We start from the raw sequence: 25667 nt of genomic DNA, 5'->3' as shown, positions 1-25667 counted from the left end.
AAAAGTGATATGTGTGCGCCGTCCATTCGGCCGTTGTTTGACAGGCGGCCGGAAAACAATTTAGCCTCGCTGCGCGGAAACAGCTGAACTGGCGTCAAGGGGAGAGACAAATGCGGGAACGGGATGTGGTCGTCGCGGCCCAGCGCGGTGACCGGCGGGCCCGCGAGCAACTCGTCCGCGCTCTCCTGCCGCTGATCTACAACGTGGCCGGGCGTGCGCTCGGCGGTCACCCGGACGTCGAGGACGTCGTGCAGGAGACGATGCTGCGGGTGGTGCGCGATCTCGGCTCGCTGCGGCAGCCGGAAAGCGTGCGGTCGTGGGCGCTGACCATCGCGATGCACCAGATCAGCAGCCACCAGGAGCTAGCGTCCGGCGAGGCCGGGCTCGACCAGGTGCCGGAGGCCGGTGCCGACTTCGAGGAGCTGGCCATTCTGCGGCTGCGGCTCTCCGGCGAGCGGCGGCAGGTCGCCGAGGCGGCCCGGTGGCTCGACGAGGAGGACCGCACGGTTCTCGCGCTGTGGTGGCAGGAGGCGGCCGGGGAGCTCGCCCGGGCCGAGAGCGCGGCGGCGCTCGGCACCACCCCGGCCTACGCGGCGGTGCGGGTGCAGCGGATGCGCGCGCAGCTCGACCGCGGCCGGGCGATCGTGGCCGCCCTCGCCGCGCAGCCACGGTGCGCCGGGCTGGCCGAGGCCGCCGCCGGCTGGGACGGGCGGCCGGGGCCGCTCTGGCGTAAGCGGATCGACCGGCACGTGCGGGACTGCCCGGTCTGTCTCGCCCAGGCGCGCGGGCAGGTCGCGGTGGAGCGGCTGCTTGCGGGCTGCGCCCTGGTGCCGGTCCCGGCCGGGGTGGCGGCCGCCGCAACGAAGACGGCTGGGGGCTTGTCGCTCGTCAGACTGGTTCGGCCGAGGGTTTTCTCCGTCGCGGCGGCCGCGGCCGCTGTTGTGGTTGTGGGCGGCGCCATGGCGTACTCCCAAATGCCGGCCGGGAAGCCGAAGCCGACCGCCCAGATCGTGGCCGCGCCCAGCTCCGTCCCGGTGACCACCGCGGCGCCGTCGCCGTCCGTCCTGGCCTCGAGTGTGCCGGCGAAGGCGAAGCCGAGCCCTTCGAAGACGGCGAAGAAGGTCAACAAGGTGGCCGCGGCCGGTTGCGGGGCAGGGCTCGACTCGATCTGGGCGAGCTGGCCGATGGTGGCGTCGCCGAAATACACCGATCTGGGGAACGGGACGGTGCGGGACGAGTCGACCTGCCTGGTGTGGCAGAAGGCGGTGGCGCCGTCGACGCACACGTTCACCGACGCGAAGAGCTACTGCGCCGGGCTCGATCTCGACGGGGACGGGTGGCATCTGCCCAGCCGGATCGAGCTGACCTCGATCATCGACGCGTCGCGGTCCGGGCCGGCGATCGACAGGTCGGCGTTCCCGGGCACGCCGGCGCAGTTCTTCTGGACGTCCTCGCCGTGGGCCGTGACGAAGGAGCCGTTGCGGGCCTGGATCATCAACTTCTACGAGGGGCTGGCGTCGAACGGGGCGTACCAGTCGGGGGCGTATCAGGTGCGGTGCGTGCGGTCGGGCGACGGCGCCGGGCGGCCGAAGTACGAAATTTCCGGCTCTGAGGTGAGTGATCCGGCGACCGGGCTGACGTGGCAGCGGGGCCAGTCCGCGACCATGACGGCGGCCGCGGCGGATGCGCACTGTGCCGATCTCGGGATGCGGCTGCCCACTCTGCGGGAACTCTCGACCACCGTGGACGAGACCCGGGTCGCCCCGGCCATCGACATCGACGCATTCCCGTCGACCGTCAAGAACGGGTGGTACTGGACGTCCACCGAGGCCGCGCCGGACCCGACGAAACGGTGGGCGCTGAACTACGACGACGGATACACCAACTACCGCAAGGCGACCGAGGGATACGCGCGCTGCGTCGGCTGAGTCCTCGGTGGACAAGCGCTTGCCGGTGACATAGAAAGGCGCCATGACTTCGCCGGAGCTTCGCCCGGACATCCCGCACGCCGCCCGCATCTGGAACTACTGGATGGGTGGCACGGACAATTTCCCGGCCGACCGGGCCGCCGGTGACGCCGTCGTCGGTGTCTATCCGGAGATCGCGCTGATGGCCCGCTTCTCCCGGCAGTTCCTCACCCGGGTGGTGCGTTTCCTGGCCACCGACGCCGGCATCCGGCAGTTTCTCGACGTCGGCACCGGCCTGCCGACCATGCAGAACACGCACGAGATCGCGCCCGGCGCGCGGGTGGTCTACGTCGACCACGACCCGCTCGTGCTCGAGCACGCCCGCAGCCTGCAGACCAGCGCGGAATACGTGCTGGCCGACTACCACGAGCCGGAGAGGATCCTGGCGGCGGCTTTGGAAAAACTCGACTTCACCGAGCCGGTCGCGGTCATGTTCATGGGCGTGCTGGGTTACGAGCCGTCGCTGGCCGAGGTGCGCCGGATCGTCGGCACGATCTTCGACGCCACCCCGCCGGGCAGTTACCTCGTGCTGTGGGACGGCACGAACACCACGCCCTCGGTGGTGGAGGGGGCCAAGAAGCTGGCCGAGAGCGGCGGCGCGCCGTACATCCTGCGCAGCCCCGCCGATCTGGCGACGTGCTTCGAGGGTCTCGAACTCGTCGAACCCGGCCTCACCCAGATCACCGCCTGGCGGCCGGGCGGGGGAGACGTCGAGTACATCGACGCCTACGGGGCGGTGGCGCGCAAGCCGTGACCGGGGAGGTTCGGTCGGTCGGGCGCGCTTTGGACATCCTCAGCGCGTTCAGTTCGGCGCACCCCCGGCTGACGCTGTCCGAGCTGGCCGAGGCGGTCGGCCTGCCGCGGCCCAGCGTCCGGCGCCTGGCCGTCACGCTGATCGACCGCGGCTTCCTGCGCCAGGACCCGGACGGCGGTTACCTGCTCGGGGCGCGGCTGATGGAGCTGGGCAGCCAGGTCACGGCCAGCTCCGCGGTCATCCACCGGGCCGCGCCGGCCGCCGACGAGCTGGCCCGGATGACCGGCGAGACGGTGCTGATCGCCGAGGTCGACTGGGCCTCGCTGTCGCTGCTGATCATCGGCAAACGGCATCCGGTGCGGCCGGCCGCGGAGACCTCGGCGGTCGGCCGGCGCTCCGCGATCGCCAACGGGTGCCTGGCCAAGGCGGTGCTCTCCGGGCTGCCACCGGCCGAGCTGGCCTCGGTGGTGCCGAAACTGCGGCTGACCCCGCGCACCACGGCGTCCATCATCGACCCCGACGCGCTGACCGCCGACGTGACGGCCAGCCGGGCCCGCGGCTACGCCGTGCAGTCCGGCGAGTTCCTGCCCGGCATGTCCGGCGCGGCCGTGCCGGTGCACATCGCCGGCCGGGTGGTCGGCGCGCTGGCCGTGCTCGGGCAGACGATGCGCTTTCCCGGCCCCGAGCTGCACCGCGCCGGCCGTCTGGTGCGCAGCGTCCTGGCCGCAACCACCCGGTGACGCCCGGTCATGCGTTTCGCGGTGCGGAACGAGGCCTGCCCATGGCCGATCTTGGTGGCTAACCTCCCGGGCGTTCAGTTCCGGACGCAGGAGGATCCACCGTGGCCGACGACAAGCAGGACATCGAGTACGAGAAGGACGGTGGCGGCACGCTGGTGACCCTGATCGTCGGCGGCCTGATCGTGTTGATGCTGGCCGCTCTCGGGCTCCTGCTCTACCTGGCCTTCTCGAACTGACCATCGAGCACTACTCTCCTGGTCTTCGGCATCCGATGGGAGGACCCGCGATGTTCGGCTCGCTGGCATTGGAGACCGCGATCGGTCTCGCCCTGGTGTTCTTCGTGGTCGCCTCGCTCGCGTCGGCCATCGTGGAGGGCATCTCGCGGCTGCTGCGCAAGCGGGCCCGGGACCTCGAACAGACGATCGGCCAGATGCTCAGCGGCAGCATGACCTACGACGGCACGGCGAAGTCGGCCCTCGAACTGTTTCAAGGCACCTCCATCTACGAGTCGGCGGAGATGGCGGCGAGCCGCGGCCGGCGCCTGTTCCGCAAGAAGGTCGGGCCGGCCTATCTCTCCGCCAGGTCCTTCGCCGACGCGATCGACGAGCTGAGCGACAAGCTCACGCACACGCCGGTCGACGGGCTGAACAAGCGGCTCGCGAAGTTCAAGCTCGACGGCGCCGACCTCACGCTCGAGGCGAAGGCGGCCCTGGAGAACTGGTTCGACGAGACCATGGGCCGGCTCGGCGGGGCGTACAAGCGGTGGGTCACCGGGGTGCTGTTCGTCGTCGGGCTGGGCCTGTCCGCCGCCGGCAACGTCTCGGCGTTCCACGCGGCGCAGACGCTCTGGCAGCAGCCGGCCGTGCGGCAGGCCGCCATCGACGCGGCCGCACAGGCCGCCGCGAAGAGCACCACCCCGGACAGCGTCGTCGCCGAGAACGTCAAGACGGTCCAGGACCTCGCCGGGCTCGGCCTGCCGGTCGGCTGGGAGCAGGGCACCCATTGGAGCGATGCGGCCTGGACCGTGTCGCACCTCGCCGGCTGGCTGGTCACCGCGCTGCTGCTGATGCTGGGGGCGCCGTTCTGGTTCGACATCCTGTCCCGCCTCGTCTCGCTGCGGACCACCGGCGCCAAGCCGCCGACCGCCGCGCAGGATCCGGGAGCCGCCACGTCGCTGCGGGCGGCGGCCGCGCCGATGGCCGCGGTGGGGGAGATCGCGGCGGCCGAGCGGGCCGCCGCCGCGCCCAACGAACGCAAGCGGCTCTGGTCGCGCCGCGAGAAGTGATCAGCTCTTGTCGGTGACGAAGGCGGGCTCGGCGCTGTCCGAGCCGTAGCGCAGGTAGGACACGAGCCGCTCGCCCAGCTCACGCTCCGCCGCCGGGTTGGCCGGCAGTGGCCAGCACAGCTTGCGGTAGAGCTCCAGCCGGTGCAGGTCGATCGCCGCTTCGAGCAGCTCGCCGTGGGTGGCGGCGGCGCCGTGCACGGTGGTGCGGACCAGCAGCGCCGCGCCGGCGATCCCCAGCGGCGCCGCCCACCACACCCACGGTGTCAGCACGACGAGCAGCACGCACCACAGCACGGCTGAGACCGAGCGTTCCACGGCGTACCCGGCCGCGGTGATTTCCTTCTGAGTGGTCTCCGGCATGACCAGGAACAGGTGCGGCCAGATCGCCACCGGGTCGAGGCCGTACTTGTCGATCGGGCGCGTCTGCGCCGCCCGCATCAGGTTGCCGAGTCGCGTCGGAAGGTAGCGCTCCGTCGTGCTGGGCCGGTTGCGCAGCCGCCGGTCGAGCCGGGGGTCGCTGCGCTGCTCGTGGTGGAGCCGCTGCACCGCCTCCTGGTCCCGCTCCGCCGCCTGCTCGATCCGGCCGACCAGCCACGCCCGCACCGGCTCCAGCCAGGACGGCCAGTAACCGGCCAGCAGCCGGGTGGCCGGCGGAACCGCGGCCAGGACGAGCAGGCCGGCCAGCGCCACCCCGGTCAGCACCGCCGCCGTCGCCAGCCCCTGCACGAAGCCGGGCCGCCCGCCGGCCCACCTGGTCGCCTTGGCGACCAGCTCACCGCCGTCGTGCCCGGACCAGGCCGCGACGGCCGCGCCGAGGAACACCAGGGCCAGGAAGAACGCGCTGAACACCCGCTGCGAGGCCCGGCCGCTGACCGTCCGGAAGAGCGACTCGATCAAGGCTTGCGTTCCAGCTCGACGTCGTGCACCGGGCACTTCGGCGGCCGCTCGCCGACGAACCTCCGGTACCACACCAGGCTGCCCATCGGGCAGGTGAACGTCGCCGACGGCCGGACGAACTCGGGGTCGCCGCTCAGCCGGGCGTAGTCCCGCTGGCTCGACGTGACCGCCTCCAGATAGTCGGACAGCCACTCGCGCACCCGGGTCTGCTGGCCGACCACCGCGATCAGCGCGTCGTCGTCGGAGGCGGCGGCGAGCTCGGCGGCGAACGCGCCGGCCTCACCCGGCCCGATCAACTCCGGAAGGTACGGCTCCATGGCCGCCGTGGCTCGGCGGATCGTCGATTCCTCGCTGGCCACTCCGGACTCCTCACGCGCCGACGTTTCACGCGCCGACGTAGATGAATGGCGCCCAGAAGTACGGATCGCCGAAGGGACGGTCGGCCGGCACCCGGAAACGCAGGAAGTCGAGCTCCGGCGGCAGGCCGTCGCATTGTTGCAGAATTTCCCGCGCCGTTGCGTCACGCAGCCACTCCCGGGCCCGAGCCAGGGCCACCGGCGGCGTCGCATCGGCACATTCGCGATAGAACGCCCGCACGAACAGGAAGGTGGCCGCGTCGTCCACCGGCCACAGGGTGCCGACGACGCCGATCGCTCCACTGTAGATGCAAGCGGATGGCAGGCCGACGACCTCGTCCCGCGCCGACAGAATGTCACTGACCCCGGTCTGACAGGCCGACAGGAACGCCAGCCGTACGCCGTTGAGCAGCTGCCGCTCGATCAACTCCCGCAGCCGCAGCTCCTGCCCGCCGATCAGGATCGCCGACTCGGCCGGGTCGTCGAGCCGGTAGATGCCGTGCGTCGCGAGATGCAGGCGATCGAAGTCCGGCAGCGCGGCCAGCAACTCGTCCTTGGCGCCGGGCCCGGCCGGCACCACCCGCCCGAGTGTTTCGACCTCCCGGGCGGCCAGCGGCAGGCTCGGATCGCCGTAGGCCAGCACCCCGGACGGCCGGCCGCTCTCCCGCGCCAGCCGGGTGCGGCAGTGGTGCCGGACCTCGGCCGAGACGGCCTGGATCAGCACCGATCCGTCGGCGGCGAACAGACTGAACGGCACGGCGCTCCACGGCCCCATCGGCACGATCAGGGCCGTCCCGAGACCGCGCAGGGCGTCGCGCAACCAATCCGCCACCGCCGACCGCCGCAGGTCGGCGATCGCCTGCCGGATCGGCTCGCCGCCGGTCATCGCGCCGACCAGAAGCCCGCCGCCGTGGCCCGGCCCGTCGGAGTGGAACAGCAGCGCGGACAGGTCCTGGTGGGTGAACGGGTGCTCCCGCTTCTCGATCTCGCCGGTCCCCGGCCGCAGACTCAGCAGCACCGTGCCCCAGGTCGTGGACAGCAGGTAGACGACGGCGTCCACCCCGGTGGCGTACCCGCGGATCGCCGCGACGTCGACCGGCGCCGCCGTGGTCAGCGCGGCGCGGGCGGCCGCCGCCACCCGCCGGGCCGACTCCAGCTCGGCCTTGCGCGTCTCGTCGTCGAGGCGGGCCTGCGGGGCAGTGGTGCGGGCGTGGGCGAGCCATGGCGCCCGGACCGCGGACTCGGCCGCCCGCACCGCGGCGAGGGCGCTCAGGTAGTGCTGATACGCCGCCGACTCCGGGTCGACCGACGCGTCCACGGTGGCCGGATCGAGTTCCAGCGCCTCCCGCAGTGCGAACGCCCGGCCCGCCTCGGCCAGCGCCACGGCCTGCGCCAGGTTGCCGGCCCGCGCCTCCGCGTAGGCCGCGGAGGTGTGCTGCACGCCGGCCTGGCGGAACAGCGTGGTGCGCGCGGACGAGCGGGCCGATTCCGCGTACGCGTACCGGAAGGCGTTGATCGCGGTCCGGAACGCGGCGGCCGCGGCCGGCCATCGCCCGGCCTCGGCATGGCATTCACCGAGCAGGTCGGCGGCCCGGGCGGAGAACTCGGGCGCCCGGTCCGGGGTCAGCTGCTCGAGTGCGAGCTCTCCATGCCGTACGGCGAGATCGGGCTCGTTGTTGATCTGATGCACGACGGCCTTGTTGAGCTGCGCGATGCCCCACTCGAACGGATAACGCTCCGGTGGCAGCGCGGCGATCGCCTCGTCCGCGTAGGCCAGCGCCCCGGGCAGATCCGGCTCGGCCATCTTCGCCTTCACCAGCGAAAGCCCCGACCGCAGCACACCCCACAACCCCGGATCGCGCTCCCGGGTGTAGAAGACGACGGCCCGGGCGCCGTGTTCCAGGGCGCGGCCGGCATCCTCGATCGCCCCGCGGTTCACCCGCCGCCCGTAGAGCGTGGCGAGCTGCTGGTGGCACTCGGCGCGGGCGTGTTCGCCGTCGACGGCGCCGAGGACCTCCTCGATCAGGTCGATGGCCTGCTGCTCGAACCGTGCCCTCGGCTCCAGATCCCGTTCCAGCATCGTCGTCGCCAGGCCGAGCCGGGCCATCGCCCACTCGGTGCGGCCGGTCTGCTCGCGGGTGGCGGCCGTGGCGTTGCCGAAGCAGGTGAACGCCTGCTCGACGTTGACCGCCCGATTGCCGGCATAGCGCTGCTGGTAGCACACGCCCAGGTTGATCTGGACCATCGCCCACTCGGCCGGGTTCCGCTCCCGCCGCAGGCCCGCCACGGCCAGTTCCAGCTCCGCCCGGGCCTGCTCGATGTTGAGGTGCCGGTCGCCGGTGCGGGTACGCAGATAGTGCATACCGATGTCGTTGTGGATCATGGCGGCGGTATAGGGATGGTGTACCGGGTCGACGATCGCCAGCGCCTGTTCCGCCAGCTGCAGGCCCCGGGCCTCGTTCTCCGCCGGATCGCCGGCCGCCCGGGCCGCATAGGCGTGGTGCAGACCGATCAGAACGGCGGCGTGGCGGGCCCGGTCCCGGGGACTCTCCGCCGGGCGCTGGTCGAGGAGGCCGAGCGCCTCCTCGCCGACGCGGACGGCGCGTTCGATCCAGGCCTCGCGGTCGCCGGTATGCCGCTGCGCCCAGTACATCGCACCGAGATTGCACAGCGCGGCGACGAGCCAGATCGGATCCTCTTCCGTGCGCAACGACGGCAGCGCCGACTCCACGGTGGCGATCGCCTCCGTGAAGCTTTCGGCGCCGCGCAGGCTGTCCAGCTTGAACCGGGCCAGCCCCAGGTAAACCCGGGCCTGCGCGCGCTGAACGCCCTCGGCCCGCTCGGCCAGCGCCGCCGACTGCGCCAGCGCCCGTTCGAGGGTCTCCGGCGTCGCGCCGCGCTCCGGATCGATCAGCTCCTCGATCGCGCTCAGCTCCACGGCGACCTGGAGCTCCTCAAGAATCGGCATCGCATGCGCGATACGCCGATCGCCCGCCTCCCCGAATCGGCCTCGGGCGCGGCGCAGCTCGGCGAGCGACGTGTCGATCTGCATCGTCTGGCCGGCGACCTCCGCGGCCGGATCCAGGCGGTCCCGGATCCGGGCGAACAGCCGGTCCAGATCGTCCGGAAGCTCCTCCGCCGGCGCCGGCGGCGCTTCCTCGGCGGCCGGCGGCAGCGCCGTCATCCACTCCTCGATGACCGGGGCGATCGCGTCGATCGTGCCCGAGGCCACGTGCGGTGTCTCGGTCATGCTCTCGGCCTTGCGCACGATCTGAGCCAGATCGCTCCCGGTCCATTGACTGTCCCGGCGGCCCATCCCCGGGGGCGGGACGAACAGCATCACCGGCAGCTTGCGCGGGTGATAGACGAGCAGGCCGTGCGGCGCCTGCACGGCGCGGTGGCAATGCCCGCAGACGAAGTCGAAGAGGACTCCCTGGCGGATCTCGGTGAGGACCTCGGGCTCGGCCTCGAGATTGCGGATGACGCGCAGCTCGAGCACCATCGGCCGGCCGCATCCGTCGCATTCGGCATCAGCCTGGAGTGGTTCGTACATGATGGCCGGAGCCTAGGGGGCCGCCGCTGCCGCCACCAGGACAACCGACAGCTTGCCGACAAACATTGAACCGGCAGTGGTACGCCGTGCGTACCAACCGAATAACCATTCCGGCCACTCTGTCGAATCAAGGACATTGAATCGAATTAAAAGCCGCCGATTCTTTGTGATCTTGAATTGACGCGCTTGGATGGCGCAGTTCCCTGTCAACCGGCTGATGCGGCGGTAAGCACGATGGGTTTTCTGCTTTTCGTGGGCGGCGTCGCCCTGATCGTCTGGGCGATCGTCGAGTCCAGCCGCAAGAAGAATCCGGCCGCTGTCGGCACCGAGCTCGCGGCCGCGCTGTCCCGGGGCGACGGCGACAAGTCGCGCAAAGCGCTGAGCCAGCTCCCCGGCTGGAAGATCGTCGAGCGGCTGCGCACCGTCGCCGACGGCACCTGCGAGCTGCGGCGCGACGCGATGCTGGCGAGCCAGGCGGGCGTGCCGGCCGACACCCTCACCCGCCTCTACACCGCGATCGGCCGCAACGAGGAGATCGTCGTGGCGGTCGCCCGCAAGGTTGCCGCCCTCGGCGAACAGAGCGGCGGCCGCTTCCGCAAGCTGCCACCGGCCGCACGGCAGCTGCTGGACCAGGACGTCGCCCGGCTCGACGAGATCAGCCGGGCATCGCGGACCGTTCGCAGCAGCCTCCAGGTGGCCACCGCGTCGCTGCATGCCGGCGCCGGCGCCGCCCGCGCCGACGCGCTCGAGGCCGTCGGGCGTGCCCTCTACGAACTCAGCACCTCCTAGAAAGGGCAGGGCCCTTGACCCCATCGAATGTCGTCGCCGTCATCTCGATCCTGGACCGGATCATGACAATGCTCGACGGCCCCCACCCCGTGTCGCCGCGGGCCATCGACGCGGAAGCGGGCGAGCTGGAGAGAGCCATGCGCGCTTTCTCGGTGGAGCGCGGCACCCAGCTCGAGAACTACCACGTCGGAAACGTCCGGCTCGAGCGACTCCGCCGCGACGAGGCGCACGCCCGGCGTGAGCTCGAACGCGCCCGGGAGCCGCGGCTGCAGCAGCTGCGGGAACGCGAGCTGCGGAAGATCCAGTCCGAGATCGACCACCTGGAGCGGCTGCACCCGCAATTGGCCGACACCCGCCGCCAGGTCAACGAATCGGCGGCGGTGCTCGGCCGGGGCCTGGTGGAACTGCGGCGGCTGCGGGAGGTCCTGGAGGTCGAGAACGCGGCGGCCGCGGCCACCCGGGCGGCCGGAGCCGCCTACGCGGAACTCAGCCGGGCCCGGCAGGAGATCGAGCAGGCCCGCCAGGAGGCAGACCACCGCGCCGCCCAGGGTCGCCGGGGCATCGAGGAGGCGATGGACGACGACTTCGTGACCGGTCTGGTGCTCGGCGAGGCCGAGGACCGGCGGTGGGACGGCCGTGGCTGACCGTCCATATGCCACTGTTGACCCGTGACGGACGGGGCCTCGATCGGGCAGGGCGTGTGGCTCGTCGCCGCGCCGGAGGAGACCGACCTGGCCGACCTCCTGATCGGGCCGCTGCGCACCGCCGGCTACGTGCAGCACCAGGAGGGCGTGCCGGTCGGTGACTCCATCGTGGGCGCGGCCACCGACGCGGTGGCCCGCGGGCTGCCGATCATCCTGTGCGCCACCCCGCTCTCGGTCGGCAGCAGCTGGACCTATCAGATCGTCAACGCCACCCGGGCCGGCGGCCGCCCGCGGGTCTTCGTCGTGCAGATGAAGGGCGACACCTACGTCGACCATCTCAGCCTGCAGACCAGGGTCGCCCGCTACGACCTCGAGCCGGCCCGCGCCGTCGACGACCTGCTCTCGTCGCTGCGCCGGCATTACCCGCCCGCACCGCCGCCGGCCCGCACCGCCTCGACCGCCTCCACGGCTCGCCGGCACGCCCTCGACGAGCTGGCCGGCCTCGGCGCCGACCATGTCGACCTCGACGCGGTGCAGCGCTTCCGGGAGAGGCTGCGGCCCGAGCGGGCGGCCGAATACCCGGCCGGCCTCGACCCGTGGCAGTGGCTCACGGCGGCACAGCTCTGGCAGGACGGAAGCCTCACCCGGGCCGGCGCGCTGCTCTTCGGCCGGCAACCGACCGCGGCCACCATGACCGGCGTCGTCAAGTGCGTGCGCTACTTCGGTGACGACCGCTCCGCCCGCCGTGAGCTGGTCACCCTCACCCGCGGCATCCCCGACCAGATCCGCGACGCCCGCACGTTCGTCCAGGAGCGGGTGCGCCGCGGCGAGGCGACCGCCGCCGACCAGGCCGAGGCCGCCGTCCAATACGAATACCCGATGGCCGCGGTCCGCGAGATCGTCGCCAACGCGCTCGTCCACCGCGACCACACCGATGCCGGCCGCGAGGTGCACGTGCGGCTCTTCACCGACCGGCTCGAGGTCTCCAGCCCCGGCGGCTGGCCCGGCCGCGAGCTCCAGGCCGGCGTCACCTACCTGCTCGACGACCTCAAAGGCCAGTCGATCAAACGAAACACCTGGCTTGCGTACGTCTTGAGCTGGGCCAGCCTGTTCGAAGGCCTCGGCGGCGGCATCCCCACGGCCGTCCACGACTGCGTGAACCTCGGCACCAGGCCGCCCACGGTGCTGCTCGACGACCAGGGTTTCGTCACCGTCACCCTGACCAAGGCGGAGTGGTCCGGGCCGATCACGAGCACCGCACCGGGCCGGAACACGGCGTGGCCGATCGTGGTCGGCGTGCTGCCACCCCGTTCCGACAATCGTCTGGCACGCGAGGCCGACCGGGTCCTGACCGAGTTCGCCTCGTCGGACGCCGGCGCCGCCATGGTCGTCGTCGGGACCGGCGGCGTCGGGAAGACCCAGGTCGCGGCGGAGCTGGCCCGGCTGGTCGCCGGCTCGGGCGCGGCCGACCTGACCGTGTGGGCCAACGCGTCGTCACGGTCGAACGTGCTGGGCGCCTTCGCCGAGGCGGCCGCACAGGTGACCGGGACGATCGACGCCGACGCCGAGCGGTCGGCGGACCGGTTCCTCGGCTGGCTCAGCTCCACCGGCCGGCGGTGGCTGGTCGTTCTCGACGACGTGCAGGACCCGGCCGACATCCGGGACCTGTGGCCGCCGGAGCGGCCGGCCGGCCGGACGCTGGTGACCACCCGGCGGCGCGACGCGGCCTTGATCGGCTCCCGCCGCGTTCTGGAACTGGGAGTCCTCGCCCCGGCGGAGTCGGCGGAATACCTCGCGGCCCGGCTGGGCCACGACGGCCGGCTGCTCGACGAGGCGGCGGAACTCGCCGACGACCTCGGCCACCTGCCGCTCGCCCTGGCGCAGGCCGCGGCCTACATGCTCGACCGGCAGCTGGACTGTGCCGGTTACCGGCGGCGGCTCGCCGCCCGGGCGATGGCCGCCGTTCTGCCCGAGGTGCTGCCGGACGACCAGTCCCGGCCGCTCTCGCAGACCTGGACGCTCTCGATGGAACTGGCCGACACCCTCGCTCCCCGCGGGCTGGCCCGGCCGATGTTCGAACTCGTGTCGGTGCTCGACCCCAACGCCGTCCCGATCGCCGCCCTCACCGCGCCCGCGGCCCTCGCCTACCTGCAGGACCGCCGGGGTGACGACCCGGTCGGCGAGGACGACGCCCGGGACTCGCTGCACTCCCTCAACCGGCTCAGCCTGCTCAACCTCTCGATGACCTCCCGGACGGTCACCACCCACCGGCTCGTCCAGCGTGCCTGTCGCGAGACTCTCAGCCGCCCGGAGCTCGACGACGCCCAGACCGCGGCCGCCGCCGCTCTGCTGGCGGTGTGGCCCGACGTCGAGGTGAGCGGCACACCGGGCCAGCAGCTGCGTGCCAACGCCGCCGCGCTGCTCGAGCTCGGCGGCTCGGACCCGGAACTGTCCGCCTACAACCTCGCGCGCCGGCTCGGCCGGAGTCTGGGCGAGGCCGGTCAGATCGAGGGCGCCGTCGCGACCTTCGACCGGCTCTGGGGCTATGCCACGCAGCGGTGGGGCGACGATTACCCGGCGACGCTCGTCGCCCGTGCGGACCGCGCCGCGTGGCAGGGCCGGGCCGGGCGGCCGGCCGAGGCCGCCCGCGACTATCGGGGGATCGTCGGCGATATGCGGCGAGTCCTCGGCCCGGACCATCTCAACACCCTGACCGCCCGGCGGAACCTTGCCTCCTGGCGCTCCCTGGCCGGCGACGTCGACGGGGCCCGGCAGGACAACGTGGCCCTGATCGAGGACATGATCCGCCTCTTCGGCCCCGACCACCCGCAGACCCTGACGACGCGGCACAACCTGGCCGCCGCCTACGCCGAACTCGGGCGGCACGACACGGCGCTGGAGATCGCCGACGCGCTGATCGCGGACGAGGAACGCGTGTTCGGCCCGGACCATCCCGACGTGCTTCGCACTCGGGCCAACCGGGCGGGTTCGCTCGGCAAGCTGGGCGATCCCGGCGCGGCCGTGCGAGCCTACGAGGACGTGCTCGCGCGACTCACCGTCGTGCTCGGCCCCGACCATCCCAGCACCCTCGCGACCCGCGCCGAACTGGCCCTCTGGCGGGGCCGCGTGGGTAAGGTCGTCGCCGCGGTAGCCGAGTACACCGCGCTTCTCGCCGACCTGACCCGGGTGCTGGGCTCGACCCACCTGGACACCCGGCGCGTGCGGGCAAGACGGGACGAACTGGCCCGCAAGGCCGGCATCGATTCGCCGTCGGGCGCCACTGTCTCGCATGGCGTCGTGCTCGGCGATCTCAGCGTCCAGAACAACACATTCGGTTGAGTGGTCAGGCCATCGCGGCGCAGAGGTCGGTCACTCCCTGGGGCCAGTCCTTGACCAGGTCGGCGTACCGCGTGCCGGCCAGGATCGCCGGTGGGTCGCCACCGGTCAGCCGGGCCGGGAGGATCTTCACCGGGTGGCCGCTCAGCTGCCGGTGCAGAGTGGACGTCCACTCCGCGTCGGTGTAGGCGGATCGCCCCGACGACGAATAGCACAGGACCAGGTAGTCGAGGCCGTCGAGGCCTTGGTCGATCTGGCCGGCGATCGAGTCGCCGATCTTGATCTGTTCGCTGTCGATCCAGACGACGTGGCCGTGCTTCTCCAGGTCGGCCTTCAGCGCCACCGCCTCGGCGCGATCCGGCGTGCGGTACGAGATGAAGACGGCCGCCACGAATCCTCCTTTGGGGGTGCTCGTTACCGGGCACACGGTACCGTCCGCCGTCGACGGCCCCTCCGTCACTTCTGTCACTTGGCGGCTATTGGCCGTTTTGCCGCAATAACGTGAGCATGCCCGTCTGCTGACGAAACCCACGGTTGGGGATTGCGGAAATGGTCAGAACACTTCCGCGGCGCGGTATCGCCGTGCTGCTGACCCTGTTCGTCGGTGGACTGGTGGGACTGGTGTGGGTCCTGCCGTCCGATGCGGATACTGCGGCCGGGCTGACCGATGTGACGGTGTATTTCGGCAGTGACACCGGGGTCTCGCGTCAGGTTGCCGGCCGGGACGCCGAAACCGCCACGGCGAGTTCGCTGAAGTCGGTTGCCGTATATCCAGCTACGGGTGTTGCGTTTGTTGCCGCTACCAAGGCCACCGGCGGTCCGGGCGTCATGCCGATCATCACCGACGGCAATGACAACCTCTCTCTGGGCGCTTCGGAGTTCCCCGGTCTGGCGAGTGCCGACGACGTCGCGATCGATGCGAACGGCACCGTCTATGTGGCGTCCGCCGCGAGCAGCACGCTGGGGAAGCGGGCGACGGGCGCATCCGAGGCGACCTACCTGGAGACGCCGGACTTGAACCCCTCCTCGGTCGCGGTGAGCGGATCCGGCAACCACATCTACTTCGCCGACACCAGCGGCGGTGTCTACGAGTACACGCAACCACAGTCCCGCGTGGCGGCCGTCGGTGCCGATCAGACCGAGCCCGCCAGCGCGTCGCCGAGTGAGTCGGATAGTGCTTCGGCGAGTGCGTCGCCGAGTGAGTCGGATAGTGCTTCGGCGAGTGCGTCGCCGAGTGAGTCGGATAGTGCTTCGGCGAGTGCTTCAACCAGTGCCTCGGCGAGCGCGTCGGCAAGTGCTTCAACCAGCGCCTCGGCGAGCGCGTCGCCGAGCGACTCGGCAAGCGCGTCGCCAAGTGCGCCGACCGGCCCATACACGGACGTGTCGGACGTCTCCGCCGACGATCTCGTGGTGGACGCATCGGGCCACCTGTACATCGCGGACTCGGCGGAGAAGAAGATCCTGGTGTACACCCCAGGGGGAGCGACCTCGACCGCTGTCGACTTCAGTGACAGCGGGCCGGTTGCGCTGGCGATCGACGACGGGGGCGACCTCTGGGCCGCGCTGCAGAACGGCGACATCCATCGGCTGCACCCGTCATCGAGAGGGCTGCTGGTCAGTAATGATCAGGGTGAACCGCTCGTCACGGCCGCCGGTACGAAATCGCTGGCCGTCCGCGTCGTTCCCGCCGCGCCCACCGCCGTCGCCGCCGTGGCCGGCGACTCCATCGCCGATGTGAGCTGGAAGGATTCCGCCGTCAACGGCGGGGTCAGCCCGGTCCTTTATCACGCCGCGGCCCTCACCAAGGGCGCCAACGACGGCTGGACGTGGGCCGGTCCGGGGTGTGATGCGGATCCTGGTGACGAGACATGCACGATCACCGGCCTGAACAACACCACGCAGTATTCGTTCACCGTGACGGCGTCGAACATCGCTGCGTACGACGACAGCGGTTTGTCCGCGCCGAGCGAGCGGTCCAACGTGATCAGCCCGTCCGCGCCGCCTTCGGCTTCCGCTTCCGTGTCGACGTCGGCTTCTACGTCCACCTCGGTTTCCGCGTCCACCTCGGCTTCCATGTCGGCGTCGGCTTCGCCCTCCACGTCGACCTCGGCGTCGGCTTCGATCTCGGCTTCCACGTCGGGCCCGACGAGCGCCCCGACGTCGACCACCGCCACCACGTCGGCTCCGACCAGCGCTCCTACGACCACGCCGACTACCGCACCGACGACCACGGCGACCTCGTCGCCGACGGTCTCGCCTACCGCGACATCGACCACCAGCCCGCCGACGTCGTCGCCGACCGTGACGCCGACGACCACCGCGCCGACGACGGCGCCCACTACTGCGCCGACGACGGCGCCCACTACTGCGCCGACGACGGCGCCCACTACTGCGCCAACGACCACTGCCGCTCCCGTTGTGCCGCTGGCGCCGACCGGGGTGTCGGCTACCGCCGGGATTGCCTCGATCACGGTGTCGTGGAGTGCGCCTACGGCGAACGGTGCGGTCATCACCGGGTATCGGGCCACTGCCTCGCCCGGTGGGGCCAGCTGTTCCACCGACGGGGCCACCACGTGCGTCGTCGGCGGGGCGGCGGGTAGCGCGTACACCGTCAGTGTGGTTGCGGTCTCGGGGGCGGGTGATTCGCCTGCCTCGAGTTCCTCGGGGGCGGTGACGCCGACCGCGCTGATCGTGCCCGCCTCGGCGCCGGACACCGACTTGCCGCTGGAGATGCCGGGTGGCGCGGTCTCCTCGGCGGCGCCGGGGTCGTCGCTGACCATGTCGGGTTCCGGGTACGCGCCGTTCTCCGAGGTGACCCTGGCGGTCTACTCGACGCCGCGGGTGCTCGGGAAGGTGACCGCGGACAGCGAGGGGGCGTTCGAGACGTCGATCGCCGTGCCGGACGACCTCACTCTCGGGACGCACTCGTTCGTCGCGGCCGGGGTGGACGAGAACGGTGAGTTCCGGGCCTTGCGGCTGGACCTGACGGTTGCCGCGAGCAGTGACGACGGATTGCTTCCGGTCACCGGAGCGGCGGTGCTCTGGGTGATCGTGGCCGGCTTCGCCAGCGTGGTCACCGGTGTGACGATGCGACGCTTCGCGACCGACGGCCCGCTCGGCCGGCACCGCGGCCGCCCGGGCCGGCCCGCCAACCCCGGGACGCGAGGATCGGAGCGGCGCGGAAGCCACCGGATCCGGCCGAGCATCCCGGAGTGACGGTCAGACAAGCGGCGGCGGGACTCGCCGGACCCAGTCGGTCTGGCGTTCCCACGCCGCGGCCAGGCTCAGCAGGGAGCGGTCGTCGTGGTTGCGGCCGATCACCTGCAGGCCGATCGGCAGGCCGTCGTGGCTGAAGCCGGCCGGCATGGCCAGGGCCGGCGCGTTGATCAGGGTGGCCAGGGTGCTGACCTCCATCCAGCGGTGGTAGGAGGTCATCTCGACGTCGCCGATGCGGGCCGGCCAGTGCAGGGTGGCGTCGAACGGCATGACCTGGGCGGTCGGCAGGACGGCGTAGTCGTACGTCTCGAACAGCTTGCGGAACGCCTGGTAGAGGGCACTTCGCCGGATCGAGGCGGCGAGCACGTCGGAGCCGCTCAGGCCGGCCGCGCCGTTCACCTCGTACACAATCTCGGGTTTGAGTTTTGGCAGTAGCGAGGGGTCGTCGAACGAGCCGGTCAGCCAGTGGCGCAGGGTGAGCCAGGCGGGCCAGAGGTCGGCGCTGTCGAATCCGGGCACGCCGTCGAGGGTGGTGACGGTGATGCCCAGGTCAGCGAAGCTTTGCAGGGCGGCGCCGGTCACCCGCAGGACCTCGGGCTCCATCGGGAGGTAGCCGCCGAGATCGCCGAGCCACGCCACCTTACGTCCGTTTATTTCCTGTAAATCGGTCAAAGCCGGATCGGCGGGCAGCGACAGCGGGGCCCGCGGGTCGTAGCCGGACATGGTCTGCAGGAGAAGGGCCAGGTCAGCCGAGGTACGGGCGATCGGGCCCTCGACGCCGGACTGGGCGACGAAGACCTCGTCGGCGAGGCTCGGCACCCGGCCGACCGACGGGCGCAGGCCGAGCACGTTGTTCCAGCCGGGTGGGTTGCGCAGCGAGCCCATGAAGTCGCTGCCGTCGGCCACCGGCAGCATCCGCAGGGCGACCGCGACCGCCGCGCCGCCGCTGCTGCCGCCGGCCGTGCGGGTCTGGTCGTAGGCGTTGAGCGTGGTGCCGAAGACGTTGTTGTAGGTGTGCGAGCCGAGGCCGAACTCGGGCACGTTGGTCTTGCCGATGATGATCGCGCCGGCCGCCCGGATGCGTTCGACGTGCAGCGAGTCGGCCGTCGCGGGCGGCGGGTCGCGGAAGAAGCCGGCGCTGGTCGGCAGGCCGGCCGCGTCGGCGAGATCCTTGACCGCAAAGGGAAAGCCGTGCATCCAGCCCTGTCTTTCGGCACGGTCCGCGGCAGCCGCGTCAGCGATCAGGGAAGCGCGGGGCCGCAGTGCCACGAGAGCGTTGACCGAAGGGTTGAGCCGTTCGATCCGGTCCAGATAGGCGGTCATCACCTCGACGCAGCTCACCTGCTTGTCGCGAATGGCGGCGGACAGTGAAGTGGCGCTCCAGTCGACGATCATGCGCCCCAGTTTGACGGACAACGAAGCGGCCCACGCTTGGCGTCCGGCGACTATCGCCGCGCTATATCGAACTGTTTCCATTTCCTGGCGCACCGCGACATGAAGGAGATTCACATGGAGACGCCAGGAATCAGTCGTCGACGGGCACTGGCCGTGGCCGGCGGTGCGGTGGCCGCGACCGCCGTCGCGCAGGTGGCGTCACCCGCCGCATTCGGCGCCGCGGCCGCCTATGACGCCGACGCGATCGTCATCGGGCACGGGCTGGCCGGGCTGGTCGCCACGTCCGAGCTGGTCGCGGCCGGGCGCAAGGTGCTGCTGCTCGACCAGGAGCCGGAGGCGAGCCTCGGCGGCCAGGCGTTCTGGTCGTTCGGCGGGCTGTTCTTCGTGAACTCCGACGAGCAGCGGCTGATGGGCATCAAGGACAACGTCGACCTGGCCTGGCAGGACTGGCAGGGCGCGGCCGGGTTCGACCGGGGCGTCGACGACCCGGCCGGCCAGGACTACTGGGCGGCCAAGTGGGCGCGGGCCTATGTGGAGTTCGCGGCGGGGGAGAAGCGGTCCTGGCTGGCCGGCCTCGGCGTGCAGTGGTTCCCGATCGTCGGGTGGGCGGAGCGTGGCGGCGGCCTGGCCGACGGGCACGGCAACTCGGTGCCCCGCTTCCACGTGACGTGGGGCACCGGGCCGGCCGTGATGGAGCCGTTCGAGAAGAAGGTCCGGGCGGGGGTGGCGTCGGGCAAGGTGACCTTCAAGTTCCGGCACCGGGTCGACGAGGTGGTCAAGACCGGAGGAGCGGTCACCGGCGTCCGCGGATCGATCCTCGAGCCCAGCACCGCCGCTCGCGGCGTGGCCAGCTCGCGCACCGTGGTCGGCACGTTCGAGTTGCGCGCCCCGGTCGTGATCGTCACCTCCGGCGGCATCGGCGCCAATCACGACCTGATCCGGCAGAACTGGCCGGCCCGGCTCGGCAAGGCACCCACCAAGATGATCACCGGCGTGCCCGCCCACGTGGACGGCCGGATGCTGGCGATCACCCAGTCGGCCGGCGGCCGGATCGTCAACCCGGACCGGATGTGGCACTACACCGAGGGCCTGAAGAACTTCGCCCCGATCTGGCCGAACCACGGCATCCGGATCCTGCCCGGCCCGTCGTCGATGTGGTTCGACGCCAAGGGCAAGCGCTTCTCGGCGCCGGACAACCCGGGTTACGACACCCTGCACACGCTCGGCACCATCACCGGCACCGGGTACGACTACTCGTGGTTCGTGGCCACCCAGGAGATCGTGGACCAGGAGTTCGCGCTCTCCGGCTCCGAGCAGAACCCGGACCTCACCAACAAGGACGTCTGGCAACTGCTGTCGCGGATCTGGCAGACCCCGGAGCCGATCCAGAAATTCGAGAAGTACGGCGAGGACTTCGTGGTCGCGGCCACGCTGCCCGAGCTGGTCGCCGGGATGAACCGGATCACCGGCACCAACCTGATCAACCTGGCCGACCTGCAGCGGCAGATCGAGGCCCGGGACCGTGAGATCGACAACGCCTACAGCAAGGACGCCCAGGTCATGGGTATCCGCAACGCGCTCTCCTACATCGGTGACTCGCTGAGCCGCACCGCCGGCGCGCACAAGCTCCTCGACTCGAGCAAGGGGCCGCTGGTCGCGGTGCGGCTCAACATCCTCACTCGCAAGACGCTCGGCGGTCTGCAGACGAACCTGTCGGGCCAGGTGCTCGACGCGTCCGGCGCGCCGATCCCCGGCCTCTACGCGGCCGGCGAGGTCTCCGGATTCGGCGGCGGCGGGGTGCATGGTTACCGATCATTGGAGGGTACGTTCCTGGGCGGTTGCCTCTTCTCGGGCCGGGCGGCCGGACGCGCAGCCGCCGCCGCTACCGCTTCGTGACCTGGATGCCGGCCAGGAGCGCGGCGAACCTCCACCGCAGTCGCTCCTGGCCGGTCCCGGTGAACAGCTCGTCCCGCACCGCGTGGATGTGCGGGTAGTCCTCGGCCCCGGCGTCGCGGACGGCCGCCACCTGATGGTGGTCGTCGGAGTCCCCGCTGTGCTCAGCGGCCGACGCGGTGGCCTGCTGCAGCAGCAGATCGACTCCCCAGGCGGCCTGCTGCTGCGGCACCCCGCGGTCGTGCAGCCGGCCGAGCACGACGTCGATCAGCCGCAGGTAGCGCGGACCGGACGGCCGCAGCAGCAGGACCGACCGGGCCAGCGCCGGATAACCCCACAGCAGCTGCGTGTAGTCGGCGAGCAGCCCGATCAGGTCCTGCTCCAGGTTCAGCGCCGCCAGCAACTCGTCGAGCAGGGCGCCGTGCAGCTCGGCGGTGTTCTCGACATAGACGTAGAGCGAGGCCGGCCCGGTGTCGAGTTCAGTCGCCAGCCGCCGCATGGTGACCTTCCCGAGGCCCTCCTCGCGCATGATCCGCAACCCGATCGCGACGATTCCTGCCCTGCTCAGGGGTGGTTTCGCCGGGCGGTCACGGCGGCTGACAGGCTCACGTCTCGGGCTCACCGCGCGATCGTAACGAACGCGTTCGCCAGCCGGTCCGGTGACGTACGGCACGAACGCGTGAGGTGCGCTCCTGCGTAATACAGGTAACAAGGTGGTATGAGAAAAGTCCTGCTTCTGCTGGCCGCCCCGGCCCTCCTCGCCGCCGGTTGCTCCAGCAGCTCCCCGTCGGCCGATCCGACGACGACGGCCACCACCGCGTCCACGCCGTCGGCGTCGACGTCACTCGGCTCGGCGCCCGGCGCCACGGCCGGCTCGTCCGCCACTGCGGCGCCGCAGCCGTCGGCCACCCGCTCGGACACCCCGGTCTCCGGCCTGCCGCGTTGCCACACCGCGGACCTGGCGGTGAAGCTCGGCCGGGGCGAGGGCGCGGCCGGCACGCAGTACATCTCGCTGGTCTTCACCAACAAGTCCGACCACAAATGCACGGTGTACGGATATCCCGGCGTCTCGTTCGTCGCCGGTGACGCGGGCACCCAGATCAACAACGGCTTCACCCGGGAGAACAGCGCGAAGGTCAAGGTGCCGCTGGCGCCGGGCGCGGTCGCCCACGCGACGATCGCCGGTCACGATGTCGGCTTCTTCGACGCGAGCAAGTGCAAGCCGGTGAGCGTGCGTGGTTACCGGGTGTACCCGCCGGACGAGACGGCGTCGATCTTCGTGGCCGCGCCGGGGAAGGCGTGCTCGGCCGCCGGCGTCGACCAGTGGCGGGTCCGGGCGATCGCGGAGGGCGCCTCGGAGTGATTAGTTGCCCGGGCCGGGCGCACCCTGCCCGGCCCGGGCACCCCTCTTCACCCAGAGGTCTTGAAGGTGGCGCGATCGAAGTCGGCGAAGCCGCCCTCGCGCCCCAGGTCCTGCACCCACAAACCGACGAACGCGCCGGTGAAGCCCCACGCCTCGGGCTCGCCGGCGACGACGTTCGCCGCGTACTCGTCCGACAGCGTGGTGGCGTCGAACGCCGGGCCGATCTCCTGCCATCGGGGCTCGGCGGCCGGGTCCGCGGCCCACGCGAACGACAGCTCGGGACCGTCGAAGCGCAGGCGCAGCGCCAAGCGTGACACACCGCTGAGATCGCGGCGGGTGTCCGGAACTTCCCGGACCTTGCCCGAGTCGCAGGCGAGCACGCTCAGCACCGGAGTGCCGTCGTCCTCGGCCGTCACGTAAAGGTAGTACCAGTTGCGGGTGTTGTAGTAGCCAGTAATTCCGGCGAGTTGCCGGTAGTTACGGGGCTGGAACTCCATGACCGCGTCGAACGTCAGGTGGCGGGCGGTCACCCGGCGGGCCACCAGGCTCGGCCGCAGCCGGGTCATCGGCGACTGGCCGCCGTAGATGCGCAGGTGGGAGGGGCGCTCAATGAGCGAGACCCAGTCGGGGGTGGCCGGCCGGCGCAGCGTCGACCAGTTCACGCCGAGGGTGCTCGCGTCGAAGTCGTCGTCCTCGAACCGCTCGGAGGAGACCGGCCGCTCGGCCGGAACCGGCACGCCCAGCGGGGCCGGGACGACGTCGGCGGGCACGCCGCCGGCGATCCGCGGCCAGCCGTCCTCGCTCCAGGTGACCTCCTGGATCGCCGACTCCCGGCCGAGCACGCAGCGGCCCAGCTCGGAGTAGGGGCGGCCGACCAGGTGCGCCAAATACCACTGGCCCGCGGGCGTCTCGACCAGGCTGCCGTGCCCGGCCTTCTGCAGAGTCAGCTCGGGGTGGCCGTTCGAGGTGAGCAGCGGGCCGGCCGGGTCCGCCTCATACGGCCCGAGGAGGTCTCTTGATCTGGCCACCGTGACCTGGTGCTCCCAGCTGGTGCCGCCCTCGGCCGTGACCAGGTAGTACCAGCCGTCCTTGCGGTAGAGATTGGGCGCCTCGGTGACCTTGGCCGCGGTGCCCTTGAAGATCATGTGCTCGTCGCCGGTCAGCGCTTTGGCGTCCCGGTCGTAGCGCTGGATCGAGATGCCACTGAAGCGGTTCCGGCCCGGGCGCCAGTCGGCGACCATCGACAGCATCCAGGTGCTGCCGTCCTCGTCATGGAAGAGCGACGCGTCGAAACCGCGGCCGTGCAGCACCACCGGATCGGACCACGGTCCCTCGATGGACGGCGCGGTGACCAGGTAGTTCTGCGGGTCCCAATAGCCGCCGGCGAACGTGGAGACGTCCGTGTAGAGCAGGTGGAACTCGCCGTGCGCGTAGGTCAGGCTGGGCGCCCAGACGCCGCCGGAGTCGCCCGCGCCGGTGAGGTCGAGCTTTTCCGTGGAGGTGAGGGCGCCGCCCAGCGGGCGCCAGTCGACCAGGTTCGCCGAGTGGTGCAGGCGCACGGCCGGGAACCACTCGAACGTCGAGGTGGCGATGTAGTAATCGGCGCCGACCCGCAGGATGGACGGATCGGGGTGGAAGCCGGTCAGCACCGGGTTGGTGATAGCCGCTCCGGCCGCGACCGCCGTCTCGGTGCTCGTCATCGCTCGTTACCCCCGAGGTCGTAAGTTCCGTGACTCTATCGCAACTTGCGAGTGGTGGTCCCCGTGATTTTGCTGGGAATGCGCTCGGCCCGGCCCCCGCGTGCGGGAACCGGGCCGAACGGCGCTTTCTACCTTCCGCCGCCGCGGAAAACCTCGCCGACGGTACGGAGGATGACCTTCACGTCGAGCCAGAGCGACCAGTTCTCGATGTAGTAGTTGTCGAACCGGGCGCGGTCCGAGATCGGGGTGTCGCCCCGCAGGCCACTGACCTGGGCGAGACCGGTCAGGCCGACCGGCACGCGGTGGCGCATGGCGTACTCCGGGTAGTCGACCGAGAAGCGGTCCACGAAGTAGGGCCGTTCCGGGCGCGGGCCGACGATCGTCATGTCACCGCGCAGGATGTTCCACAGCTGGGGGAGCTCGTCCAGCGACGTGCGCCGCATGAACTTGCCGAACGGGCCGACCCGCGGATCGTGGCCGATGTTCCAGTTGGTCTGCGACTCGGCGTCGTCGACCGGCCGCATCGAGCGGAATTTCAGCACGTTGAACGGCACGCCGTACCGGCCGATCCGCTGTTGCTTGAAGATGATGCCCTTGCCGCCCTCGAGGCGGGTGCCGATCGCGCAGACCGCCAGGATCGGGCTGAGGAGCAGCAGGGCGATGCCGGAGAAGAACACATCGGTGCTGCGCTTCACCGCCCATTTCGGACCGGACAGAATCGGACGGCGCAGGGGTACGACCGGGATCGCGCCGATGTGGTCGGGCGAGCCGACCGAACCGGGGAACTCGCGCAGCCGCGGCACCATCCACAGGTCGGTGCGGGCCAGGCCGGGCGCCCGGACCGCGCGCAGCAGGCGGCTCTCGGAGGAGTCGATGTCCGCGATGATCACCACGTCGCACTCGGTGTAGCGGACCAGTTCCTCGAGCGACTCCAGCTCACCGACCAGCGGCATGCTCTCCCGCTTGTTGTGCGGGGTGGACAGCACGTCGACGAAGCCGGCGAAGCGCAGGCCGTACTGCGGGTAACGGCGCAGCAGGCGGGCCAGCTCGACGGCGATCGGGCCGCCGCCCACGATGATCGCCGAGTGCTCGACCAGGCGCTTGCGGCGGGCGTAGATGACCGCGGCCCGGCTGATCGCGCGGGCCGGCAGCAGCAGCGCCGCCGAGATCGCGGCGAGCCGCAGGAAGCCGTCGATGTAGTTGATCGAGCCGTGCCGGCCGGCCACCACGATGGCGACCGCGGCCGTGGCGGCCAGGAAGCGGAAGTAGATCTGTGGGAGCTCGTCGAGCACGCTCAGGTGGCGGCGGGCGCGGTAGAGCCCGCCGAGGCCGAACGCGCCCACGGTGAGCAGCGCCATCGCGACGATGCCCTTCCAGTACTGCTGGCTCCAGGAGATCGGGGCGAGCAGCGCGGCCAGGTCGATCGGCAGCGCGAGCATCCAGGCCCGCAGCGCGCGAGTGCGGTTGGCGCTGGCCGACGGGATGTAGGGCAGCACCACGGTGGACCGTGAGTTGCCGCCCTCGACGATGATCCGCTCGGTCGGCGGATCCTCCGGGCTGCGCCGGGGCGCAGGGACGACCATCGGCTCCATCGACTGCTCCCCGTTAGGTTCCCACCAATCGAACTCGTCGTCCTGTTTGTCCGGCCCGTCCGCCCTCTTTGTGCGGTCTCCCGCAGCGTCGGGTGGCGGGCCGCCGCCCAACGGTTCCCGGGAGCGCCCCGGGATCGTAGGCCCCGTCTGCACCATCACGTTCCCCCGTGTTACGAAAGCGGCTCAT

Annotated in this window: 20 protein-coding genes and 1 pseudogene; 12 read left to right on the top strand and 9 right to left on the bottom strand. The window is 71.2% G+C overall.

Annotation, left to right across the window (positions count from 1 at the left end; genetic code table 11):
• Positions 1-110 precede the first annotated feature (110 nt).
• From AB0E90_RS25880 to AB0E90_RS25860, 5 genes are all read left to right on the top strand, one after another.
• Entirely contained in the window at positions 111-1928 is a 1818-nt protein-coding gene (locus AB0E90_RS25880; RefSeq protein ID WP_360410661.1) for a sigma-70 family RNA polymerase sigma factor, read from the top strand.
• Between the two features lie 43 nt (positions 1929-1971).
• Positions 1972-2721 (top strand): SAM-dependent methyltransferase, encoded by a 750-nt coding sequence (locus tag AB0E90_RS25875; RefSeq protein WP_360410658.1) that lies wholly within the window; start codon positions 1972-1974, stop codon positions 2719-2721.
• Positions 2718-3461 carry an IclR family transcriptional regulator gene (locus AB0E90_RS25870; RefSeq protein WP_360410655.1) on the top strand — a complete coding sequence of 248 codons (744 nt, stop codon included), beginning with the start codon at positions 2718-2720 and terminating at the stop codon, positions 3459-3461. The genes AB0E90_RS25875 and AB0E90_RS25870 overlap by 4 nt, the downstream gene beginning before the upstream one ends.
• Before the next feature lie 101 nt (positions 3462-3562).
• Positions 3563-3697, top strand: coding sequence for a hypothetical protein (locus tag AB0E90_RS25865; RefSeq protein ID WP_360410652.1), 135 nt, complete (start codon positions 3563-3565; stop codon positions 3695-3697).
• 50 nt (positions 3698-3747) lie between these two features.
• Positions 3748-4746, top strand: coding sequence for a hypothetical protein (locus AB0E90_RS25860; protein ID WP_360410649.1), 999 nt, complete (start codon positions 3748-3750; stop codon positions 4744-4746).
• Here AB0E90_RS25860 and AB0E90_RS25855 read toward each other — a convergent pair whose 3' ends face one another.
• The 3 genes from AB0E90_RS25855 to AB0E90_RS25845 are packed head-to-tail and all read right to left on the bottom strand — an operon-like array spanning position 4747 to position 9552.
• Positions 4747-5643 carry a hypothetical protein gene (locus AB0E90_RS25855; RefSeq protein ID WP_360410646.1) on the bottom strand — a complete coding sequence of 299 codons (897 nt, stop codon included), beginning with the start codon at positions 5641-5643 and terminating at the stop codon, positions 4747-4749.
• The gene (locus AB0E90_RS25850; protein WP_360410644.1) at positions 5640-6002 is read right to left on the bottom strand and encodes a hypothetical protein; all 363 of its coding nucleotides are present in this window, start codon (positions 6000-6002) and stop codon (positions 5640-5642) included. The genes AB0E90_RS25855 and AB0E90_RS25850 overlap by 4 nt, the downstream gene beginning before the upstream one ends.
• Positions 6003-6027: 25 nt before the next feature.
• A complete protein-coding gene (locus AB0E90_RS25845) occupies positions 6028-9552 on the bottom strand; it encodes a CHAT domain-containing protein (RefSeq protein WP_360410641.1) in 3525 nt (1174 codons plus the stop codon).
• A gap of 234 nt (positions 9553-9786) precedes the next feature.
• On the opposite strand from AB0E90_RS25845, the gene AB0E90_RS25840 reads away from it, so the two are divergent.
• Genes AB0E90_RS25840 through AB0E90_RS25830 form a run of 3 tightly spaced genes read left to right on the top strand, consistent with a single transcriptional unit; the run spans position 9787 to position 14324 of the window.
• Positions 9787-10341, top strand: a complete 555-nt coding sequence (locus AB0E90_RS25840) for a hypothetical protein (protein WP_360410639.1) — start codon at positions 9787-9789, stop codon at positions 10339-10341.
• A 14-nt stretch (positions 10342-10355) separates the two neighbouring features.
• Complete coding sequence (locus AB0E90_RS25835) at positions 10356-10985, top strand: hypothetical protein (RefSeq protein WP_360410637.1); 630 nt, start codon at positions 10356-10358, stop codon at positions 10983-10985.
• Between the two features lie 24 nt (positions 10986-11009).
• Positions 11010-14324, top strand: coding sequence for a tetratricopeptide repeat protein (locus AB0E90_RS25830; RefSeq protein ID WP_360410634.1), 3315 nt, complete (start codon positions 11010-11012; stop codon positions 14322-14324).
• 4 nt (positions 14325-14328) lie between these two features.
• Here the strand turns inward: AB0E90_RS25830 and AB0E90_RS25825 are convergent, their stop codons facing one another.
• Positions 14329-14712 carry a toll/interleukin-1 receptor domain-containing protein gene (locus tag AB0E90_RS25825; protein WP_360410631.1) on the bottom strand — a complete coding sequence of 128 codons (384 nt, stop codon included), beginning with the start codon at positions 14710-14712 and terminating at the stop codon, positions 14329-14331.
• 742 nt (positions 14713-15454) lie between these two features.
• On the bottom strand, positions 15455-15793 hold the full coding sequence (locus AB0E90_RS25820; RefSeq protein WP_360410929.1) for a hypothetical protein: 339 nt from the start codon (positions 15791-15793) through the stop codon (positions 15455-15457).
• Positions 15794-16394: 601 nt separating this feature from the next.
• Here AB0E90_RS25820 and AB0E90_RS25815 point away from each other — a divergent pair.
• Together AB0E90_RS25815 and AB0E90_RS25810 are read left to right on the top strand one after the other, a co-directional pair.
• Positions 16395-16916, top strand: a pseudogene (locus AB0E90_RS25815) (hypothetical protein); the annotation flags it as partial.
• 75 nt (positions 16917-16991) lie between these two features.
• The gene (locus AB0E90_RS25810; protein ID WP_360410925.1) at positions 16992-17537 is read left to right on the top strand and encodes a hypothetical protein; all 546 of its coding nucleotides are present in this window, start codon (positions 16992-16994) and stop codon (positions 17535-17537) included.
• 3 nt (positions 17538-17540) lie between these two features.
• Here AB0E90_RS25810 and AB0E90_RS25805 read toward each other — a convergent pair whose 3' ends face one another.
• Positions 17541-18932 carry an amidase gene (locus AB0E90_RS25805; protein WP_360410628.1) on the bottom strand — a complete coding sequence of 464 codons (1392 nt, stop codon included), beginning with the start codon at positions 18930-18932 and terminating at the stop codon, positions 17541-17543.
• 114 nt (positions 18933-19046) lie between these two features.
• Between AB0E90_RS25805 and AB0E90_RS25800 the strand changes: the two genes are divergently transcribed.
• Entirely contained in the window at positions 19047-20828 is a 1782-nt protein-coding gene (locus AB0E90_RS25800) for an FAD-binding dehydrogenase (protein WP_360410625.1), read from the top strand.
• Here the strand turns inward: AB0E90_RS25800 and AB0E90_RS25795 are convergent.
• Positions 20815-21447 carry a TetR/AcrR family transcriptional regulator gene (locus AB0E90_RS25795; protein WP_360410622.1) on the bottom strand — a complete coding sequence of 211 codons (633 nt, stop codon included), beginning with the start codon at positions 21445-21447 and terminating at the stop codon, positions 20815-20817. The genes AB0E90_RS25800 and AB0E90_RS25795 overlap by 14 nt on opposite strands.
• A gap of 96 nt (positions 21448-21543) precedes the next feature.
• Between AB0E90_RS25795 and AB0E90_RS25790 the strand changes: the two genes are divergently transcribed.
• Positions 21544-22188 carry a DUF4232 domain-containing protein gene (locus tag AB0E90_RS25790; RefSeq protein WP_360410619.1) on the top strand — a complete coding sequence of 215 codons (645 nt, stop codon included), beginning with the start codon at positions 21544-21546 and terminating at the stop codon, positions 22186-22188.
• A gap of 47 nt (positions 22189-22235) precedes the next feature.
• Here AB0E90_RS25790 and AB0E90_RS25785 read toward each other — a convergent pair whose 3' ends face one another.
• The gene (locus AB0E90_RS25785; RefSeq protein WP_360410616.1) at positions 22236-23888 is read right to left on the bottom strand and encodes a glycoside hydrolase family 43 protein; all 1653 of its coding nucleotides are present in this window, start codon (positions 23886-23888) and stop codon (positions 22236-22238) included.
• 128 nt (positions 23889-24016) lie between these two features.
• Entirely contained in the window at positions 24017-25480 is a 1464-nt protein-coding gene (locus AB0E90_RS25780) for a sugar transferase (RefSeq protein ID WP_360410613.1), read from the bottom strand.
• Positions 25481-25667 lie beyond the last annotated feature (187 nt).

Origin of the sequence: Actinoplanes sp. NPDC026619 (assembly GCF_040638295.1) — a bacterium.
In the GTDB taxonomy this organism is placed as follows: Bacteria; Actinomycetota; Actinomycetes; order Mycobacteriales; family Micromonosporaceae; genus Actinoplanes.
The sequence above is the reverse complement of the archived record's forward strand: the minus strand, read 5'-3'. Positions and strand labels throughout refer to the sequence as shown.

Excerpts from the sequence above, each read along its gene's own strand:
- AB0E90_RS25880 (WP_360410661.1), top strand. The coding sequence starts at position 111 with ATGCGGGAACGGGATGTGGTCGTCGCGGCCCAGCGCGGTGACCGGCGG.
- AB0E90_RS25875 (WP_360410658.1), top strand. The coding sequence starts at position 1,972 with ATGACTTCGCCGGAGCTTCGCCCGGACATCCCGCACGCCGCCCGCATC.
- AB0E90_RS25860 (WP_360410649.1), top strand. The coding sequence starts at position 3,748 with ATGTTCGGCTCGCTGGCATTGGAGACCGCGATCGGTCTCGCCCTGGTG.
- AB0E90_RS25845 (WP_360410641.1), bottom strand. The coding sequence starts at position 9,552 with ATGTACGAACCACTCCAGGCTGATGCCGAATGCGACGGATGCGGCCGG.
- AB0E90_RS25840 (WP_360410639.1), top strand. The coding sequence starts at position 9,787 with ATGGGTTTTCTGCTTTTCGTGGGCGGCGTCGCCCTGATCGTCTGGGCG.
- AB0E90_RS25805 (WP_360410628.1), bottom strand. The coding sequence starts at position 18,932 with ATGATCGTCGACTGGAGCGCCACTTCACTGTCCGCCGCCATTCGCGAC.
- AB0E90_RS25800 (WP_360410625.1), top strand. The coding sequence starts at position 19,047 with ATGGAGACGCCAGGAATCAGTCGTCGACGGGCACTGGCCGTGGCCGGC.
- AB0E90_RS25790 (WP_360410619.1), top strand. The coding sequence starts at position 21,544 with ATGAGAAAAGTCCTGCTTCTGCTGGCCGCCCCGGCCCTCCTCGCCGCC.
- AB0E90_RS25785 (WP_360410616.1), bottom strand. The coding sequence starts at position 23,888 with ATGACGAGCACCGAGACGGCGGTCGCGGCCGGAGCGGCTATCACCAAC.
- AB0E90_RS25780 (WP_360410613.1), bottom strand. The coding sequence starts at position 25,480 with ATGGAGCCGATGGTCGTCCCTGCGCCCCGGCGCAGCCCGGAGGATCCG.